Source organism: Bacillus cereus group sp. MYBK95-2, assembly GCF_051915225.1.
Lineage (GTDB): Bacteria > Bacillota > Bacilli > Bacillales > Bacillaceae_G > Bacillus_A > Bacillus_A cereus.
Map to the genome: position 1 here is coordinate 503,521 of NZ_JBQAEH010000004.1, position 18,631 is coordinate 522,151.

The window sequence follows — 18,631 nt, forward strand, 5'->3', positions numbered from 1 at the left end:
ATGACAATCGGTACATTACCTTTCGATCAAGAAACAATCCGTCAACGCGCAAGCGAAGTAAACGAAGCAGCTTGGTTGACTGAGTTCCGCTTACAAGCTCTTGCACAAGCAACTGAACTTCCAATGCCAACGCCTGATAAAACGAAAATTGACAAATGGGACTTTATCGGAAAAGGCGACGCTGCTAAGCAAGAGCCTGTAAGTTCTTTAACTGAACTTCCAGAGGCAGTGAAAAACTTAATCGATGAAAATAACAGCGTATTAGTGCAACGTACTGGTACAACTGCATTCGTTTCTTTAGCAGACGAAGCAAAAGAAAAAGGTGTTATTTTTACAGACATCGTAACAGCAGCAACTGAGCACGCTGAACTAGTACAAAAGTACTTAATGAAAGACGGCGTGAAAGTAGACGAGCATCGTCTAACTGCACTTCATGCTGCATTAATCAACGGCGGTGCATTCGTATATGTTCCGAAAAACGTTGTTCTTGAAACTCCACTTCAAGCTGTATTCTTAGTAGACGGCGAAGAAGCTAACGTATATAACCACGTATTATTCGTAGCTGATGCGAACAGTACTGCAACTTATGTAGAAAACTACGTTGCAAATGAAAATGCTAAAGGTATTGCAAATATCGTAGCAGAAGTAATCGTGGAACAAGGCGCACAAGTGAAATTCGGTGCGGTTGATCTATTAGCAAAAGACGTAACAACTTACGTTAACCGCCGCGGCGTTGTAGGACGCGACGGCCGTATTGATTGGGCTCTAGGCCTTATGAATGACGGAAACACAATTTCAGAGAATGTTACCAACTTAATGGGCGACGGTTCATATGCTGATACGAAAACAGTAACAATTGGCCGTGGTAACCAAACACAAAACTTTACAACTAAAGTTGTTCACTTCGGTAAACACTCTGAAGGTTGGATTTTAAAACACGGTGTACAAAAAGATAGTGCAACATCTATCTTTAACGGAATTGGTAAGATTGAACACGGTGCATCTAAATCAAATGCACAACAATCTTCTCGCGTTCTTATGTTAGATGAAAAAGCACGCGGTGATGCAAACCCAATTCTTTTAATCGACGAAGATGATGTAATGGCAGGTCACGCAGCTTCAGTAGGTCGCGTAGATCCAGTCCAACTATACTACTTGATGAGCCGTGGTATTCCAAAACGCGAAGCAGAACGTTTAGTCATCCATGGATTCTTAGCACCTGTAGTTAATGAGCTTCCAATTGAAGGAGTAAAGGCACAGCTTGTTGAGGTAATTGAAAGGAAAGTTCGCTAATGAATATTCATGAAATACGCAAACAGTTTCCAATTCTTGATCAAAAAGTGAACGGCAAACAACTTGTTTATTTCGATAGTGCAGCAACTTCTCAAAAACCAATTCAAGTCATTGAAACGTTAGAACGTTACTATAAAGAATATAATTCTAACGTGCATCGCGGTGTTCATACGCTCGGTACGAAAGCTACCGACGCGTATGAAGGTGCACGTGAGAAAGTTCGCAAGTTTATTAACGCGAAATCAATGGAAGAGATTATTTTCACACGCGGAACGACAACTGCATTAAATACAGTAGCAGCTAGCTATGGTCTTGAAAATGTAAAAGAGAGCGATGAAATCGTTATTTCTTACATGGAGCACCATAGTAATATCATTCCGTGGCAACAAGTTGCGAAGAAAACTGGTGCAACTTTAAAATATCTTCCGCTTCAACCAGACGGTACAATTTCTTTAGAAGATGTTCGTCAAACAGTTACACCGAATACAAAAATCGTTTCTATTATGCAAGTATCAAACGTACTTGGAACGATTAACCCTGTAAAAGAAATCGGAGCAATCGCACACGAAAATGGCGCAATTATGGTCGTTGATGGTGCACAAAGTACACCTCACATGAAAGTGGATGTACAAGATTTAAACTGTGATTTCTACGCATTATCTGCTCATAAGATGTGCGGACCTACAGGTATCGGCGTATTATATGGTAAAAAAGAATTGCTGAACAATATGGAGCCAATTGAATTTGGCGGTGAAATGATTGATTTCGTAGATTTACAAGAATCTACGTGGAAAGAGCTTCCGTGGAAGTTTGAAGCAGGTACACCGATTATCGGTAATGCAATCGGACTTGGTGCAGCAATTGATTTCCTAGAAGAAATCGGTCTTGATAATATTGAAAAGCATGAGCATGAATTAGCGCAATACGCTTTAGAAAGACTATCAGAAGTAGATGGCGTTACAATTTATGGTCCAAAGCATCGCGCTGGTCTTGTTACATTTAATATTGAAGACGTACATCCTCACGATGTAGCGACTGTATTAGATGTAGAAGGCATTGCAGTTCGTGCAGGACATCACTGTGCACAACCGCTTATGAAGTGGCTAAAAGCTTCTTCAACAGCACGTGCGAGCTTCTATTTATATAATACAAAAGAAGAAATTGATACATTTGTTGAATCGCTAATCAAGACAAAGGAGTATTTCACAAATGTCATTTAATAATTTAGATACGTTATATCGTCAAGTTATTATGGATCATTACAAAAATCCTCGTAACCATGGCGTGTTAGAAGATAGTGTTACCGTTAACTTGAACAATCCAACTTGCGGCGATCGTATTCAACTTACGATGAAAGTAGAAGAAGGTATTGTGCAAGAGGCGAAGTTTGAAGGTGAAGGATGTTCAATCTCAATGTCTTCAGCTTCAATGATGACACAAGCAGTAAAAGGTAAGAAAATTGAAGAAGCACTTCAGCTTTCGAAAATTTTCTCTGACATGATGCTAGGAAAAGAGTACGATGACAGCATCGATTTAGGAGATATTGAAGCATTACAAGGCGTATGCAAGTTCCCTGCACGTATTAAATGTGCAACATTAGCGTGGAAAGCGTTAGAAAAGGGCTTAAACGAAGATAAGTAATGTTAAAGGTTCCTAAAAACGAGGTTATCTAAGGAGGGACACACCAACATGGCGAAGCAACTGCCAGATATCGGCGATTATAAATATGGTTTCAAAGACAAAGACGTTTCGATTTTCCGTGCTGGACGCGGTTTAACAAAAGAGATCGTTGAAGAAATTTCACGTATGAAAGAAGAACCACAGTGGATGTTAGACTTCCGTTTAAAATCACTGGATAAGTTCTACGAAATGCCAATGCCACAATGGGGCGGCGATTTAAACGACTTAGATTTCGATGAAATTACGTACTACGTAAAACCATCTGAGAAATCTGAGAAGTCTTGGGATGAAGTACCTGATGAAATTAAAGCAACATTTGATAAATTAGGTATTCCAGAAGCTGAGCAAAAATATTTAGCTGGTGTATCTGCACAGTACGAATCTGAAGTTGTATACCACAACATGAAAGAAGACCTAGAAGCTCTAGGAATCGTCTTCAAAGATACAGATAGCGCATTAAAAGAGAACGAAGATATTTTCCGTGAGCATTTCGGAAAAGTAATCCCACCAACAGACAACAAATTCTCTGCATTAAACTCTGCAGTTTGGTCTGGTGGATCATTCATCTACGTTCCAAAAGGTGTTAAAGTTGATACACCACTTCAAGCGTATTTCCGTATTAACTCTGAAAATATGGGACAATTCGAGCGTACGCTTATCATCGTAGACGAAGGCGCACACGTACACTACGTAGAAGGTTGTACAGCACCTGTTTACACGACTAACTCACTTCACAGTGCGGTAGTAGAAATCATCATTAAGAAAGATGCATATTGCCGTTATACAACAATCCAAAACTGGGCGAACAACGTATACAACCTAGTTACAAAACGTGCGGTTTGTGAAGAAAACGCAACGATGGAATGGATTGACGGTAACATCGGATCTAAATTAACGATGAAATACCCAGCAGTTATCTTAAAAGGCGAAGGCGCACGTGGTTTAACATTATCTATCGCGATTGCTGGTAAAGGCCAACACCAAGATGCTGGTGCGAAAATGATTCACTTAGCACCAAACACGTCTTCAACAATCGTTTCTAAATCGATTGCGAAGCATGGTGGTAAAGTAACTTACCGTGGTATCGTACACTTCGGACCAAAAGCGAAAAACTCTCGCTCTAACATCGAGTGTGACACGTTAATCATGGATAACCAATCTACATCTGATACAATTCCTTACAACGAAATCAAAAACGATTACGTTTCACTTGAGCACGAAGCGAAAGTATCGAAAGTATCAGAAGAACAATTATTCTATCTAATGAGCCGCGGTATTTCTGAGCAAGAAGCTACAGAAATGATCGTAATGGGCTTCATCGAGCCATTCACTCGAGAACTTCCAATGGAATACGCAGTTGAAATGAACCGCCTAATCAAGTTTGAGATGGAAGGTTCTATTGGTTAAATAGAAATGCGGAGCCGACTGTTCAGACCCGTTGGCTAAGGTTCTTTCGCACAGAAGATGCTTTTTATCTTCTCGTGCGGAAGGTTCTTAGACATGAGGGTCTAGGAGGCGAAGCTGGACATATTTAAAGTGGAAGCGGCTCGTTCAGAATGTGAGGGGGATGGAGCTTCTGACGTAGAGGCGCTTTTTGCCTCATAGGAAGAAGTGAAGCCACCGAACATTCTAGCCGCTGGAACTGGATAATATATGTATGAAGAAAGCGTCCTGCTGTGCAGGGCGCTTTTTTGTTTTGCGGATTTGTCTTGGCTTGGGAGAGGATACCCGGGTGGGTGTTCAGCTAAATATATCAACGATTTTTCAAATATATCGATCATAAACGGGAATATATCAACGATTATTTCAATATATCAACGTTTTGACAAGGAATATCGATCTGTCGACAAGATAAGACAAAAGAAAATCCTCACATACCCCAAATATTTTATAAGAACAGAGAACGACTAGGTTTAAGACAAAGATACTGACAAATCCACTTGAACAACCACCCACTGAATTCTCTATTAAACTTTTTGACAAATCCACCCCTCCCTCCACTATCTGGAATTATTTCCTGCATTAGCAAAAGTTTCTCATATAAAAAGGACAATCTTTTGCTTTTTCTCACAATGCGAGTACAATGTAAAATAGCAAGAAAAGACGAAAAGTATTTACAGGATTATTGTGTGCGCATAGCGTAAATGGCAGTAAGGAACTGAGAGGAGGTTTTTTCTCTGAATACAAATAAAGAAACAATCATCCACCTTTATCATACAAACGATATACATAGTCATTTTGAAAATTGGCCGCAAATTTCTCGGTTTGTTCTAGGGGAGAAAAAGCGAAGACAGGAAGCGGGAGAGACGGTTTTGACGATTGATATCGGCGATCATGTGGATCGTTTTCATAGTATTTCGGAAGCGACAAATGGGCTTGGGAATACGAAGCTTTTAAATGAGGCGTTATATGATTATGTAACGATCGGAAATAATGAAGGAATTACGTTAGCGAAAAAGCATTTAAATCGGCTCTATGATGATGCTGGATTTGAAGTACTTGTCGCAAATTTATTTGAAAAAGAAGGTGTACGTCCATCATGGGCAAAGCCTTATAAATTACATACAACGACAGATGGGATTACGATTGCTTTTATCGGGTTAACTGTTGCGTATCCAGAGTTTTATCAAATGCTCGATTGGCATATTGAAGATCCGCTTATCCATTTAGAGTCTATTTTAGAAGAAGTGAGAGATGAGGCTCATATAACAGTTGTCCTTTCTCACCTTGGAAAAAGTATGGATGAGTATATGGCAGAGCATTATGATATAGATGTTATTTTAGGGGCACATACGCATCATTTATTTGAGCGTGGTGTTCTAATGAATAATACTTTACTTTGTTGCTGTGAAAAGTGGGGACGTTACGTTGGGCACGTGCAGCTTACTGTGGATAAAGAGACGAAGAAGCTGTTGAAAAAGGACGGTAGAGCGATTAAGACGGAACGGTTAGGTGCTTATAGCGAGCCGTTATCCACAATTGAAATACTGCAGGAAGAAAGTAAGCATATAATGGCAGAGCCTGTCGTTCATTTAAAAGAGTCATTACAGGTTGATTGGTTTCATGAGACGCCGTTTTCTCATATGTTAGCAAGTGCGCTGAAAACATGGTGCGGTGCAGAAATTGGCATGGTGAATGCTGGTGTACTTCTTGAAGGGTTAGAAGAGGGTGTCGTAACGCGCGGAGATATTCACAGAATTTGTCCACATCCAATTAATCCGTGTGCTTTGAAAGTTCCAGGAAAGATATTAAGAGAAGTTATTTTGAAAGCACGTAAGCCGAATATGGAGAATCTTGAGGTGAAAGGATTCGGATTTCGTGGGAAAGTGATGGGGAAAATGATTTACGCGGGTGTAGAAGTAATTCCAGATACGATTCCTGGGAATAAAATTTTACTCGAAGATGTATTAATTAACGGGGAATCGCTGGAATTAGATCGTATATATACAGTAGGAACAATTGATATGTTTACATTTGGCTACTTATACCCAGAGCTATCCACACTTTCTGACAAACAATATTATATGCCAGAACTACTTAGAGATGTGTTAACAGATATGTTAATAACTTATAAATCTTCCGTTAAACTATAGGCTAGTTAACTTGTAACACTCATTTTTCTCTTGTCATACAGATAAGAAAGAGAGGAGTGTGAACTATGGTTAATGTGGAGCCAATTATAATTGATAATTATACGTTTATTGCGGTTAGCGTGAAACTTCCAAAGACAAATTTGCTAGCTGTAATGAGCGATAAAGGATATATTATGTGTGGTGCATTAGATGTAGGTCTTTTAAATGAGAAGTTAGGTGATCGAGGAATTATTGCTGGCCGTGCGGTTGGTGTAAGAACGATTGAACAACTTCTTGAAGCGCCGCTAGAATCGGTAACGACTGGAGCTGAAGCATTAGGCATTCCAGCAGGAACGATTGGAAAAGAAGCATTATTAAAAATGAGATAAGCATATATCGTCCCTCCTTCTTGCATAGAAATGATATAAGAAGGAGGTTTTTTTATGAGTATATTTCGCTCGAAAAACTCGCGGTTTCGAAGGGGACCTATTGCCTTTCGGTATATACTGCTTATGTCGTTTATTCTTTTTATTATATTACTTACGCAAGGGTTGTGGATTGTGAATAATAATATTCAGCCGACCTTAATTAAATATGGGGAAGTAGAGACGCATAAAATGGCGACGGCAATTATGACGAAGGCAGTAAAGGATCGAATTAATGAAGGATTCGATGTAGATTCATTAATGAAAGTACAGAATGATAAAAACGGAAAAGTATCTACAATTAATTTAAATACAAAGCAAGTAAATGAAATCGTAACGTCAACGACCACGTACATAGAAAAATATTTGCAGCAAGTAGAACAAGGGAAGTTGAAGGAGCTAGGTATTTCTGAAAAAAACGGGGCGACTATGGCAGTTCCTTTTGGGCGTGTAACTGATAATGCGCTTCTTGGTAATATAGGACCAGATATTCCGATTCATTTCACGCCAATTGGGCATGTGAATACAGATATTAAACAAAAAATTGAGCCGCATGGGATTAATACTACAGCAATTCAAATTGTTATGGAAATGGAAGTAACATTGCAAGTAATTATTCCATTTCATACGAAAGAGATAACGGTGAAACAAAATGTTCCGATTGCGACGCGTATCGTTCAAGGGGAAGTGCCTACGTATTATGGAAGTGGAAGTGTTGCTGTACCTGATAAAAAGAAAACAGATAGTTAGTTGTAAATAAAGTGAAACCCGGATCAGCCAGGCTTTTAATGGATAAAAAATAACCGTAGCAATGCAGCTACGGTTATCGTTTTGTATTTGCTCGTTCTTTGCGTTCCCAAAGGCTTAAATGCATGTATGGATCGAAGGCCCATTCTGTATAGCCATTGTCTTTATACATGCCAAAATGTAAGTGGGGCGGAAATTTTCCGGCTGTACCAGGAGGTCCATAACCAGTGCTACCAACAAATCCGATTACTTTCCCTGGCTCAACAATTTGTCCAAGCTGTATTTCTTTTGAGAACCCGCCTAAATGAGCGTAATAATGGTAATTGTTATGAAGGTCGCGAATACCAATGCGCCATCCACCAAGGCGGTTCCAACCTTTCGTTTCAATAATGCCATAGCAAGTCGATCTTACTGGCACGCCATATCCGGCGAAAATATCTGTTCCTTCATGAATCCTTCTGCCGCCAAAACTTCTTCCAGCGCCGAAAGTACTACGGTAGCTATGGTCACTACGGATCGGAAGAGGAAAAGCATTTCCCTCTAAATTAATACGGCCATAATGTTTATAAATTTGGGCATATTCGCTAATTAAATCAACTGTTTTTGCACGTCTATAATATTCCCAGAGCATAATCTTAATACGGTCTTCTGACGTTCCTTGTTTCCTTAAAATAGTCGCTGCGGTATGCAGAAGATCACGGTCGCTATTTGCATTTGCAAATCCATCTTTGTCACCATCTAAACCTATTCCGCCAAATAGAGAAATTGTATGGGGGAGAGTATCGTTACTATTAATAGGTCCAGCCCATATTTCTGGTTTGAAATAAAGGGAAATGATGGCATCTGGTTTTTTCGGAATATCTTTTCTTACGCTCCGTATATTTCTTTCATATTGATCCATTGCAGCTAAGTAATACCATGGAATGCCTGAAGACTGCTCGGTTTCTTTATATAGTGCCATGCGCTTTTCGTATATGCTTTGCTGATTATCTTCACCGTAAGCGATGTTTTGGTGGAGAAGAAAACAAATAGAAAGCAAAAGAGAAATTTTTCGAAGCATGAAATAGACTCCTTTCACAACATCACTCTTTTTAGTGTGGGATATACGGAGTATTTCATTATAGGGAACGATTGGAAAAAATCTTAGAATCTTCATTTGAGCAAATCGCTTTCATACGTTAGAATAGATATGTTACATTGAAAGAAGCGAACACGGTAAACTATTTCATATTGTGCGGAGTTGATAACCATGACAAAACAAACAGAATATAAGCGCAAGCCCGAATGGTTGAAAATTAAGTTAAATACGAATGAAAACTATACAGGCTTAAAGAAAATGATGCGTTCTAAGAATCTTCATACCGTTTGTGAAGAGGCAAAATGTCCGAATATTCATGAATGCTGGGCTGTAAGAAAAACAGCAACATTTATGATTTTAGGTGCGGTTTGTACACGTGCTTGTCGTTTTTGTGCGGTTAAAACAGGCTTACCAACTGAGCTTGATTTACAAGAACCAGAACGCGTAGCAGATTCAGTAGTACAAATGGGCTTAAAGCACGTTGTTATAACAGCGGTTGCACGTGATGATTTAAAGGACGGGGGAGCAGCTGTTTTTGCTGAAACAGTACGCGCAGTACGTCGTAAAAACCCATTCACGTCTATCGAAGTATTACCATCTGATATGGGTGGAGTAGAAGAAAACTTAAAAATGTTAATGGATGCAAAACCAGATATTTTAAACCATAACATTGAAACAGTACGTCGATTATCTGACCGAGTTCGCGCTAGAGCAAAATATGAACGTTCATTAGAGTTTTTACGTCGAGCGAAAGAAATGCAGCCTGATATTCCAACTAAATCGAGCATTATGGTGGGCTTAGGTGAAACGAGAGAAGATTTAATTGAAGCAATGGATGACTTACGTGCAAACAATGTGGATATTTTAACTCTTGGGCAATACCTACAACCATCTAAGAAGCATTTACCAGTTCTTAAATATTACCCACCAGCAGAATTTGCAGAGCTTAAAGAAATTGCACTTAGCAAAGGATTTAGCCACTGTGAAGCTGGCCCACTTGTGCGTTCTTCTTACCATGCGGACGAGCAAGTACGTTCTGCAAAAGAAAAAACAGCAGAAGCTAAATAATGAAAAAAAGAGAGCTAATGATTAGCTCTCTTTTTGTTTGTACTCTAAAACGGTATTTGGACATGTTAATAAAATCTTTTTTAATTCTTCTGTGGATAATTCAATTGTAAATTCAGGAACACCAGGTGTAATTAAAATTTTATCGTACGTATAAATAGCGTTATCCACAATAATTGTTACATCGTGTGAATACCCGAAAGGAGCCACACATCCCGGCGTACAACCAGTTTTGTCTCGCAGTTCATCAGGAGAACAGAGAGATAAGCGTTCTCCTGATAGTTTTTTCATCTCGCCCCGGTTGAGCCTTGTGCCCTCTAACGTAAAAAATACGTAATAATCTCCAGACTTTGATTTTAAAAATAAGCTTTTACTTGGAGTGCCTTGTAAGCCAAGTCTCTCGCGTACGATCCGATCGGTCTCATAATCGAGTACTGGTTCGTGTTCGAATTTTTCATAAGAAACATTTGTTTTATGTAGTAAAGCAAGTACGTCTTCGTACATATGAAATGATACCCCTTTCTATTGTTAGAACAGTCTCTTCTCGTGGCGTCAACTGAATGTTTTGGAAAGGGATATTACTTGGACGATGCTTCCCATAAGCGTTTTATGATACATTGTTCGTCGATTGTAATTTCGTAAATATCAGGATTCGTTAAAGTTCTCCATTCATTAAAGCCAATCGTATGATCAAAATGCTTTAAAATGAGCGTAAGTAAATTGCCATGTGTAACAAGTAGTGTTGTCGTATGGTTTAATTGTAAAACGTCTTGAATAAGCGATAGGGCCCGGTCTGTTGCTTGTTTTGTTGACTCTCCGCCTGAAAAGGCAATATCTATATTTGTAAAAGTAGATTCTAGTTTTTGCATCCAATCATCCATTGGAATGTTGCTCAATATGCGTTCAGTTAATCGTTCATCTTCTTGGATAGATAAGTTAGCTTGGAGCGCATAGGGCCGAATGGAATCGATAGCTCGGACAAATGGGCTTGAAATAATATGATCGATTTGTAGATGATTTTCTAAGAGGAATGTAGCAAGGGTGTTTGCTTGGTCTTTTCCATCGGTCGTTAATTCATCATCACGTTTTTGCCCAATTGCTGAACAATGTCGTATTACAATAATTTTCTTCATAATTCATCCCCATCTTTCAAGTTGACGCTATATACTTCGACAAATGTAGAAATAATTCCTTTTTATTGGAAACAGTATATTGATTTAAATATGTGGAAAAGTAATGTGGATAATGAACATTTGAGGTGCAATCATGAATAAAATGATATGTATTGTATTTAGTCTTTGTTTTTTTATACACTTGTCCACAACTTATGCAGAGTCGAATCAAAAACTAAATTATCCAAGCAATCGAAATAAGTCATTTGTGAGTGAGGATGTTTTTTATAAACAGTTAGATAAGAAGATCTATAAAGAATACAAAAATGCAGCATATAGTGTTCGGAAAAAAATCTTATTTAAAGAAGTGCCTGATGAAGAATTTTCTTTCCTACAAAAAACAGCTGTCGGTTGTCGAGGTAGAGTGGTACTTCAAGATTTTTTTGTTCACTCTGATCGCCAAGTATACTTTTTCGCTTCTTTTATTCAAAATGAAGTAGGAGAGTTTCATAAATATATCGTTATAGATGCAGAAACAAAGAGGGAGCTGCAAGAGGGCAAAAGTTATCATCCATATAAAAAATAAACCACCAATTTTGGTGGTTTATTTTTTACTCCGGTACACTCATTAATTTCTCTTTCATTTTGCGAATAAGAACGACAGCGCCAATTGTACACAGAAGTGTAATTCCTTCGGCAACGAAGATGTTGATTGTTTTTGTTTGGTAAAGTGCCGCGAAAAAGTCTACAAATGCGTGGAATAGTATAGCGTATACTAGGAAGATATATTTCTTCTGTTTGACTGCGTATAAAACAAGCATTGTAAAGGCGATTTGAAGCACGAGTGCCATAATTCTTTCTAAGCTACCAAGGAAGTATAAGTAGGCAGGTTGCTGAATTAACATGTCCTGTAAAATGCTAAGCTCGGGTTTTTGTTCAATCAGTCGAGCGAAGCTACCATCGTTAATAGAATTAGCAAAGATTAATGCTTGTAATGCAGAAAAACCGCCAATTAAAATAGATTCAATTCCGCCGTGACCAATTCCATAAGCGAAGCCATCTTTATATTCTAGATATTTTTTTAGTAAGAAGAAGAAGGCAACGAAGCGTCCTAATTCTTCAAAAATACCAGCAGTCAATCCGCCATAAATTGCGAAGACAAACGGATTTTCTAAAAATGGAGCGATTGTTGGATTACCGCGCATAAATAGGTGGAATGGTGTTTCAAGAATTTGGGTGAATCCGATAAAGATAAGAACACCAACGCCGACCACTTTCCAATTCATATTATATTTTTTACGGAAATAAACGAGTACGATAATTGGGACCAGAATCGAGACAATGAGTTGAAAAATGATGCTGGCAATTACAGTATTTGAAACCATACTTTCACCGCTTTCTAATATATGTACATATCTATTATGCATGAAATAGGGGAGAGATGAAACTTTTAGAAAGAAAATGAATTTACTTATTGACTCTAACGTTGCGTCATACTTTATCGTATGTACTAAGGGGGAGATACAAATGACAATGAGAGTAAAAGAAGTAGCTGATTTAGTTGGAATTAGTGTGCGCACACTGCATCATTACGATGAAATTGGGTTGTTAACCCCAGACGAGACGACAGAGTCTGGATATCGTCTGTATTCCAATGAAAATTTAGAGACATTGCAGCAAATTTTGTTTTTTAAAGAGCTTGGCTTCCCTTTGAAGAAAATTAAAGAGATTATCATGAGTCCATCATTTGATCGCGAAGAGGCACTACAGCTTCATAAGAAGATGCTTCTTGAAAAGCGTGCCAGATTAGATAAGGTGATTGCGACGATTGATAAAACAATTCAGCATACAAAAGGAGAGATTGAAATGACGAATAAAGAGAAATTTGAAGGATTCGATTTCAGCCATAACCCATATGAAGAAGAAGCACGTGAAAAATGGGGAGACGCAGCTGTAGATAAAGCGAACGAATATGCAAAAGGTATGTCAAAAGAGAACCAAGAGGAGTTTAATGCTATTTATAGAAATTTAGCAACGCTTAGACACGATGCACCAGATTCTAAAGAAGCGCAGGCAGCTATTAAAGTATGGTACGATTACTTGCAAAACTTCGGTGAATATTCGTTAGATGCTTTTAAAGGACTCGGTCAAATGTACGTCGCTGATGAGCGCTTTACGAAAAATATCGATAAGTTTGGTGAGGGATTAGCGCAGTTTATGTGTGATGCGATGGAGGTTTATGCGGATCGTAATAAAAAATAAAAAGTAAAACAGGTGGAGATTTTCTCCACCTGTTTTACTTTTTAATCATATCATTCAAAGTCTGATCTCCCGTATTGTTCAAATGAGGATTTTTACTCATTTCTCGTTTTAACATATCGAGGCTTTGTGTATATTCTGTATCATTTAATGCGCCAGATTGAAGCCCTTGAATTTGAGAAATCAACTTTTGGTCTGTTGATACATATGCTTTATAATAGCGAGGAACGATGGACAAAGCAGCTCTATATACTTGATCCGCTACGAGTTTTGGATCCGTTGTGTTTGCACGGTATACAACGAACACTTCATCATCAGTAACGAGTGTAGCAGCGTTTGTAACGTCAGGAAGTTTGACTGTCATGCTTGTAATCATTTCAGCGACCTTCTCGCGATTAATGGCCCCTACTTGTTTGTTAGATACTTCATGCTTTTGTTTAGAAGAATAACCGACTCTTGTGAGTCTTGTATTTGTATTTTCCGTATGATACATGTCGTTTTTATTGGAAACAAGAACACGGCTTCCTTCTTCACGTTCCATTTCAGCTTTGTTCGCTGATTGGCAGCCTGCAAATAAGGAAAGAGTGAGAAGGGAAAGTAAAATTTGTTTTTTCACGATGTATCACCTCCTTCTCCATAGCATGTACTAATTTGCAATTTTTTTTATTTGAAATTGTTGGTTGTTATGCTTTGTGATACGATAAAAAGAAGAATGCTTAGAGAGGAAGTTAATGATGGAGCAAAAGCAAGAGATTCATGCTACGGTGAGCATTAATAATGTTCAGTACGAAGTAATTAAAAACTTTCGTGACGGTTTTAGTGAAGAAGCATTTAAAGAGCGCTATGCAGAAATTTTAAATAAATATGATTACATCGTTGGGGACTGGGGATATGAGCAACTTAGATTGCGCGGATTCTTTGATGATAGTAACCAACGTGCGACATATGATACGAAAATTAGTACGTTAACGGAGTATTTATACGAGTACTGTAACTTCGGTTGCGCACATTTTGTATTACGAAAAGTGAAGAAATAAAAAAATCCTCTTACAATTGTAAGAGGATTTTTTGCATATTTTTGCTTACAAACAAATCGAGATATGATCGCCTTCAGAAAGTATTGTATTTGGCTTCATTTGTTGTCCGTTTAATTGAATATCCCCATTTTTAATTTTATCCACAATGCGTGTACGGCTCCAGTCGGAAATATATGTGGATAAGGCTTTATCGATGCGGTGGGAACCGAAAACAATATCTAATACGATCGTGATTTCGGTTATGCCGCTTTCTTGATGTTGCGTAATGGAAATGGTAGTAGTTGTTTCTGGCTGATCCTGCTGCGTCATATCGACTGTTTCAACGTGATCAGTAAATGCTTTATAAATACGAAGTTTTTGATTCCACGTATGGTCTTTCGGACATTTATAAATGGCAAAGCGGTATATGTTTTTTCCGTTGGCGTTATGCCTACGAATATTTGTGTCGGTAAATAGGGTAGTACGTCTGCAATTTTTACAATATTTTTCGATTGTGTTTTGCTCGTTTTCATATAAACTCCAAGAAAGTTGTACTTTCTGCATTTTCCTTCACCTCTTATAGTAGTGGTAAAGGAACGTAATACAGCTATTTGGATGTCTTGTAGTATGAAGGCATGAGAAAAAGACAAGAATAAAAGGAGGTCCCCAAAGAGGAACCTCCGTAAACATCATACTACAGATGCAATACGCTCCTTTGTAATGGGAATGGGCAGACTACTCCCTTGAAAAAGCACGGTGCTTTTTTGAGAGTAATGCTATCCAATTGCTGGTCCATTACAAAGTAGTTGTTGGCATACGTAGATAACGTCCTTTCTATCCAAATAGATTTATTCTTAATTATAACACAAAAGATTGAAAATTCTAAATACTCATGATGAAAAAACACCAGCTAAAATAGCTGGTGCATACGATAAATTATATAAGTTCAAATAAAAATGAGCGTAGTTCTTCTGCAATTTCTTCAGTCATAGAAAATGCATGCTCTAAGTAGCCTGGTTCGTTTAAATCGTCAGCACCGATGATTGCAAATTTATTGCGTTGCATATCAAGGACAATTGTTTTACCGTAATGACGATCGGAGTATAATAGCGCTAAATCGTGACGCTCATTTTCTCCCATAAAGCTAACGAAACGAGTTTTTGTAGCGACAGTATCGTCGTACAGAAAGAAACGTTCTTCCATACACATGGCTCCTTTATTAAATATCTAAGTTTAAGTGTGGTTTATGATCTAAATGGTGATGCGTTTTAATGAATCGTACTGTTCTTGTTTTGTAACGCATTACGATAGAGTATGTTTCAGCTAAATCTCCGCCAAGGAATTTAACACCGTCTAATAACTCACCAGCAGATACACCAGTTGCTGAGAAGATTGCATCATCCCCAGATACTAAGTCATCTAACATAAGAAGTTGACGAGGATCTTCTAATCCCATTTCACGACAACGAGCTTCTTCTTCTTCGTTCATTGGAACTAAGCGAGCTTGCATTTCACCTTCAAGGCACTTTAATGCTGCTGCAGAAATAACACCTTCTGGAGCTCCGCCAATACCTACGAATAAGTCGATACCCGTTCCAGGTAGTGCTGTTGCGATTGACGCACCAACATCACCGTCACCAAATAATTTTACGCGTGCACCTTTTGCACGAACACGGTCAATAATATCTTGATGACGTTCACGTTCTTGAACGATAACTGTTAGATCGCGAATCTTTTTATTGTTAGCTTCTGCTACAATTTCAATTGTTTTTTCAATTGGATCATCTAAGCTAATTTTACCAGCTGCTTTTGGACCAACCGCGATTTTTTCCATGTACATATCAGGAGCATGAAGAAGGTTCCCTTTGTCTGCGATTGCAATAACTGCCATTGCATTTGCAAGACCTTTTGCAACGATGTTTGTACCTTCTAATGGATCAACGGCGATGTCTACTTCTGGACCGTTACCTGTTCCTAGTTCTTCACCAATATACAACATCGGTGCTTCATCAAGTTCTCCTTCACCAATTACAACTGTACCTGCCATGTTTACTGAATCGAACATATCACGCATTGCTGTAGTTGCTGCATCATCTGCTTCATTTTTCTTTCCGCGGCCCATCCACTGTGCGGATGCTAAGGCTGCTGCTTCTGTTACACGGACAATTTCTAGTGCGAGTTCACGTTCCAAGATTCCATTCCTCCAATTTCAAAAATCATACAAATATAACTATAACAAATAACGGAGAAAAGGTGAATTCGAAAAATTGTCGATTTTTTCAGAAGAAAGCGTTACAATTAAAATGTAAATGCTTTAATTTCCAGGTAGGTGACATTCATGTATTTTGTAGACAGAAAGAAAATAGAACAAATGCTAGTATGTTTAGAACGAGCAACAAGTACATTTCAAGAGAAAAAGATATATGAAACCGAGTTTGAATTTTACGCATTAGAGCGCATAGCCCATCTTATTATTGATTGTGTATTAGATGTAGGAAATGCGATGATTGATGGATTTATTATGCGTGATCCAGGAAGCTATGAAGATATTATTGATATTTTAATGGACGAGCGAGTGATAAGTGAAGAAGATGGACAAGGGATGAAAGAAATTATCCTTCTTCGAAAAATGCTTACGCAAGATTATATTCAAATGAATCATGATGAATTATATAAGACGATTCAAAAACATATTGCAGTGGTAGAGAAATACCCAGCAAATATTCGCAGTTATTTAGAAAAGGAATTAGGACCTGTATCTGCATTTGTACCAGAATAATTATGCTTATAAGATCCCCAGAGAATGCCTTTTGGGGATCTTATATTGTATGTGAGAAAGAAAAGGGAGAAGGGTGAAGTATGGGGGAAGCACGTACTACGAAAGACGAGATTGTACAATTGTTGAAAGTAAAGGGAGAGCACACGGTAGCGGAACTAGCTGACGTTTTAGAGATTACAGAAATGGCGATTCGAAGACATTTAAGTAATCTTGAGAAAGACGGACTCATTTATTCTAAGATGGTAAGGCAACATGTCGGAAGACCAACTTATTTGTATGGATTAAGCGAAAAGGGAGAAGATACATTCCCGAAAGAGTATAAGCAATTTGCGATTGATATGCTAGAAGATTTAGCTCGAATGGGCGATGAAAAAATACTTCGTTATGTTTTAAAAGAGAGAACGAAGCGAATGGAAGAACAGTTACAAAAGAGAGTGAGTAATCAAAAGAATTTAGCATATAAAGTGCAAGAGATAGCAGCTATGCAAGAGAAAAATGGTTATATGGTTCAAATAAAGAGAGATGGAGAGAAATCTTTCGTAATTGAAAAACAAAACTGTCCGTTAAAGGAAATTGCCGAGAGATTCCCGCAAGTGTGTGAAGATGAAAAAGAAATGTATAAGCGTTTATTTACGAACGCAGAAGTGAAAACGCTAGCAAATATGTGCGAGGGCGATTGTAGTTGTTCTTACCAAATAAAAGAGAAAAAATGAACGTTATGGGGCGCTTTAAGGTAAAGCGTTTTTTTCTTTTGGAAAAGCGGGTAATATAAGAGTGGTATGATAAGGTGAGAACGTTAGCATAGAAGGAGAGACATAATCGATGTATAAAGGTTACTTAATTGACTTAGACGGTACGATGTATCGCGGAGAAGAACAAATTGAAGAAGCAAGCGACTTCGTAAAAGCATTAGGAGAGCGCGGCATTCCATATTTATTCGTTACGAATAACTCAACTCGCAAACCGGAACAGGTAGCAGAAAAGCTTGTTCGTTTCGATATTCCAGCGAAAGCAGAGCAAGTATTCACAACGAGTATGGCGACTGCGAACTTCATTTATGAACGTAAACAAGACGCAACTGTATATATGATTGGTGAAGAAGGCTTACACGATGCACTTGTGGAAAAAGGATTTGAACTTGTGGATGAAAATCCTGATTTCGTTGTTGTGGGTTTAGATCGTGACATCACATATGAAAAATTAGCAAAAGCGTGTCTTGCTGTGCGTAATGGCGCAACGTTTATTTCTACAAATGGGGATATTGCCATCCCAACTGAGCGAGGATTATTACCAGGTAATGGTTCCTTAACATCAGTTGTAGCAGTATCAACAGGTGTGGATCCAATCTTTATAGGAAAACCAGAATCAATCATTATGGAACAAGCTTTGAAAGTGCTTGGCATAGAAAAGAATGAAGCATTAATGGTTGGGGATAACTACGATACAGACATTTTAGCAGGAATAAATGCTGGTATGCATACGCTTCTTGTCCACACTGGAGTCACAACTGTGGAGAAGTTAACAGAATACGAAGTTCAACCGACGCAAGTTGTGCATAACTTGACGGAGTGGATTGAGAAGATGTAATGAAATGCAGGTAGCCGG

22 protein-coding genes are annotated in these 18,631 nt (G+C 38.3%); 14 read left to right on the plus strand and 8 right to left on the minus strand.

What is annotated here, in order from left to right:
• The 7 genes from sufD (at position 1) to yunB (ending at position 7,720) form a co-directional block, all read left to right on the plus strand.
• Positions 1-1,293: a Fe-S cluster assembly protein SufD gene (sufD, locus tag ACTFN4_RS17100; protein ID WP_000152167.1), complete on the plus strand. Its 1,293-nt coding sequence runs from the start codon at positions 1-3 to the stop codon at positions 1,291-1,293.
• Positions 1,293-2,513, plus strand: a complete 1,221-nt coding sequence (sufS, locus tag ACTFN4_RS17105; protein ID WP_439962560.1) for a cysteine desulfurase SufS — start codon at positions 1,293-1,295, stop codon at positions 2,511-2,513. The genes sufD and sufS overlap by 1 nt, the downstream gene beginning before the upstream one ends.
• On the plus strand, positions 2,503-2,934 hold the full coding sequence (gene sufU, locus ACTFN4_RS17110) for a Fe-S cluster assembly sulfur transfer protein SufU (RefSeq protein WP_000009523.1): 432 nt from the start codon (positions 2,503-2,505) through the stop codon (positions 2,932-2,934). Before sufS ends, sufU begins: the two co-directional genes overlap by 11 nt.
• A 48-nt stretch (positions 2,935-2,982) precedes the next feature.
• Positions 2,983-4,380, plus strand: a complete 1,398-nt coding sequence (sufB, locus tag ACTFN4_RS17115; RefSeq protein ID WP_001118827.1) for a Fe-S cluster assembly protein SufB — start codon at positions 2,983-2,985, stop codon at positions 4,378-4,380.
• Positions 4,381-5,174: 794 nt separating this feature from the next.
• The gene (locus tag ACTFN4_RS17120; RefSeq protein ID WP_439962576.1) at positions 5,175-6,566 is read left to right on the plus strand and encodes a bifunctional metallophosphatase/5'-nucleotidase; all 1,392 of its coding nucleotides are present in this window, start codon (positions 5,175-5,177) and stop codon (positions 6,564-6,566) included.
• 65 nt (positions 6,567-6,631) lie between these two features.
• A complete protein-coding gene (locus ACTFN4_RS17125) occupies positions 6,632-6,934 on the plus strand; it encodes a YunC family protein (RefSeq protein ID WP_000248466.1) in 303 nt (100 codons plus the stop codon).
• Between the two features lie 54 nt (positions 6,935-6,988).
• Entirely contained in the window at positions 6,989-7,720 is a 732-nt protein-coding gene (yunB, locus tag ACTFN4_RS17130) for a sporulation protein YunB (RefSeq protein ID WP_000021800.1), read from the plus strand.
• A gap of 73 nt (positions 7,721-7,793) precedes the next feature.
• Here yunB and ACTFN4_RS17135 read toward each other — a convergent pair whose 3' ends face one another.
• Positions 7,794-8,777 (minus strand): M23 family metallopeptidase, encoded by a 984-nt coding sequence (locus tag ACTFN4_RS17135; protein WP_000944665.1) that lies wholly within the window; start codon positions 8,775-8,777, stop codon positions 7,794-7,796.
• A gap of 189 nt (positions 8,778-8,966) precedes the next feature.
• Here ACTFN4_RS17135 and lipA point away from each other — a divergent pair, with 189 nt between their 5' ends.
• The gene (lipA, locus tag ACTFN4_RS17140; protein WP_000166372.1) at positions 8,967-9,863 is read left to right on the plus strand and encodes a lipoyl synthase; all 897 of its coding nucleotides are present in this window, start codon (positions 8,967-8,969) and stop codon (positions 9,861-9,863) included.
• A 21-nt stretch (positions 9,864-9,884) separates the two neighbouring features.
• On the opposite strand, the gene ACTFN4_RS17145 is transcribed toward lipA, so the two are convergent.
• Both ACTFN4_RS17145 and ACTFN4_RS17150 read right to left on the minus strand, forming a co-directional pair.
• Complete coding sequence (locus ACTFN4_RS17145) at positions 9,885-10,364, minus strand: YbaK/EbsC family protein (RefSeq protein WP_439962561.1); 480 nt, start codon at positions 10,362-10,364, stop codon at positions 9,885-9,887.
• A gap of 74 nt (positions 10,365-10,438) precedes the next feature.
• Positions 10,439-10,993 carry a histidine phosphatase family protein gene (locus ACTFN4_RS17150; protein ID WP_000721022.1) on the minus strand — a complete coding sequence of 185 codons (555 nt, stop codon included), beginning with the start codon at positions 10,991-10,993 and terminating at the stop codon, positions 10,439-10,441.
• 133 nt (positions 10,994-11,126) lie between these two features.
• Between ACTFN4_RS17150 and ACTFN4_RS17155 the strand changes: the two genes are divergently transcribed.
• Complete coding sequence (locus tag ACTFN4_RS17155; RefSeq protein WP_025686793.1) at positions 11,127-11,558, plus strand: hypothetical protein; 432 nt, start codon at positions 11,127-11,129, stop codon at positions 11,556-11,558.
• Positions 11,559-11,583: 25 nt separating this feature from the next.
• On the opposite strand, the gene ACTFN4_RS17160 is transcribed toward ACTFN4_RS17155, so the two are convergent.
• On the minus strand, positions 11,584-12,399 hold the full coding sequence (locus tag ACTFN4_RS17160) for a YhfC family intramembrane metalloprotease (protein WP_002204855.1): 816 nt from the start codon (positions 12,397-12,399) through the stop codon (positions 11,584-11,586).
• Positions 12,400-12,499: 100 nt separating this feature from the next.
• Between ACTFN4_RS17160 and ACTFN4_RS17165 the strand changes: the two genes are divergently transcribed.
• Positions 12,500-13,234 (plus strand): MerR family transcriptional regulator, encoded by a 735-nt coding sequence (locus ACTFN4_RS17165; RefSeq protein ID WP_000178775.1) that lies wholly within the window; start codon positions 12,500-12,502, stop codon positions 13,232-13,234.
• Between the two features lie 34 nt (positions 13,235-13,268).
• Here ACTFN4_RS17165 and ACTFN4_RS17170 read toward each other — a convergent pair whose 3' ends face one another.
• Positions 13,269-13,847: a YhcN/YlaJ family sporulation lipoprotein gene (locus ACTFN4_RS17170; RefSeq protein WP_000744132.1), complete on the minus strand. Its 579-nt coding sequence runs from the start codon at positions 13,845-13,847 to the stop codon at positions 13,269-13,271.
• A gap of 118 nt (positions 13,848-13,965) precedes the next feature.
• On the opposite strand from ACTFN4_RS17170, the gene ACTFN4_RS17175 reads away from it, so the two are divergent.
• Positions 13,966-14,268 (plus strand): YutD family protein, encoded by a 303-nt coding sequence (locus tag ACTFN4_RS17175; RefSeq protein ID WP_000435943.1) that lies wholly within the window; start codon positions 13,966-13,968, stop codon positions 14,266-14,268.
• A 45-nt stretch (positions 14,269-14,313) separates the two neighbouring features.
• Here ACTFN4_RS17175 and ACTFN4_RS17180 read toward each other — a convergent pair whose 3' ends face one another.
• From ACTFN4_RS17180 to glpX, 3 genes are all read right to left on the minus strand, one after another.
• Positions 14,314-14,811: a hypothetical protein gene (locus tag ACTFN4_RS17180; RefSeq protein ID WP_001174567.1), complete on the minus strand. Its 498-nt coding sequence runs from the start codon at positions 14,809-14,811 to the stop codon at positions 14,314-14,316.
• Between the two features lie 372 nt (positions 14,812-15,183).
• Positions 15,184-15,450 carry a DUF3055 domain-containing protein gene (locus ACTFN4_RS17185; RefSeq protein WP_000392606.1) on the minus strand — a complete coding sequence of 89 codons (267 nt, stop codon included), beginning with the start codon at positions 15,448-15,450 and terminating at the stop codon, positions 15,184-15,186.
• 16 nt (positions 15,451-15,466) lie between these two features.
• Complete coding sequence (gene glpX / locus ACTFN4_RS17190) at positions 15,467-16,438, minus strand: class II fructose-bisphosphatase (RefSeq protein WP_000439090.1); 972 nt, start codon at positions 16,436-16,438, stop codon at positions 15,467-15,469.
• A 147-nt stretch (positions 16,439-16,585) separates the two neighbouring features.
• On the opposite strand from glpX, the gene ACTFN4_RS17195 reads away from it, so the two are divergent.
• The 3 genes from ACTFN4_RS17195 (at position 16,586) to ACTFN4_RS17205 (ending at position 18,613) form a co-directional block, all read left to right on the plus strand.
• Positions 16,586-17,026 carry a DUF86 domain-containing protein gene (locus tag ACTFN4_RS17195; protein WP_000274006.1) on the plus strand — a complete coding sequence of 147 codons (441 nt, stop codon included), beginning with the start codon at positions 16,586-16,588 and terminating at the stop codon, positions 17,024-17,026.
• 80 nt (positions 17,027-17,106) lie between these two features.
• Positions 17,107-17,739 carry a helix-turn-helix transcriptional regulator gene (locus tag ACTFN4_RS17200; RefSeq protein ID WP_000503345.1) on the plus strand — a complete coding sequence of 211 codons (633 nt, stop codon included), beginning with the start codon at positions 17,107-17,109 and terminating at the stop codon, positions 17,737-17,739.
• A gap of 109 nt (positions 17,740-17,848) precedes the next feature.
• Positions 17,849-18,613, plus strand: coding sequence for a TIGR01457 family HAD-type hydrolase (locus tag ACTFN4_RS17205; protein ID WP_000276467.1), 765 nt, complete (start codon positions 17,849-17,851; stop codon positions 18,611-18,613).
• The last annotated feature ends 18 nt before the right edge of the window (positions 18,614-18,631 follow it).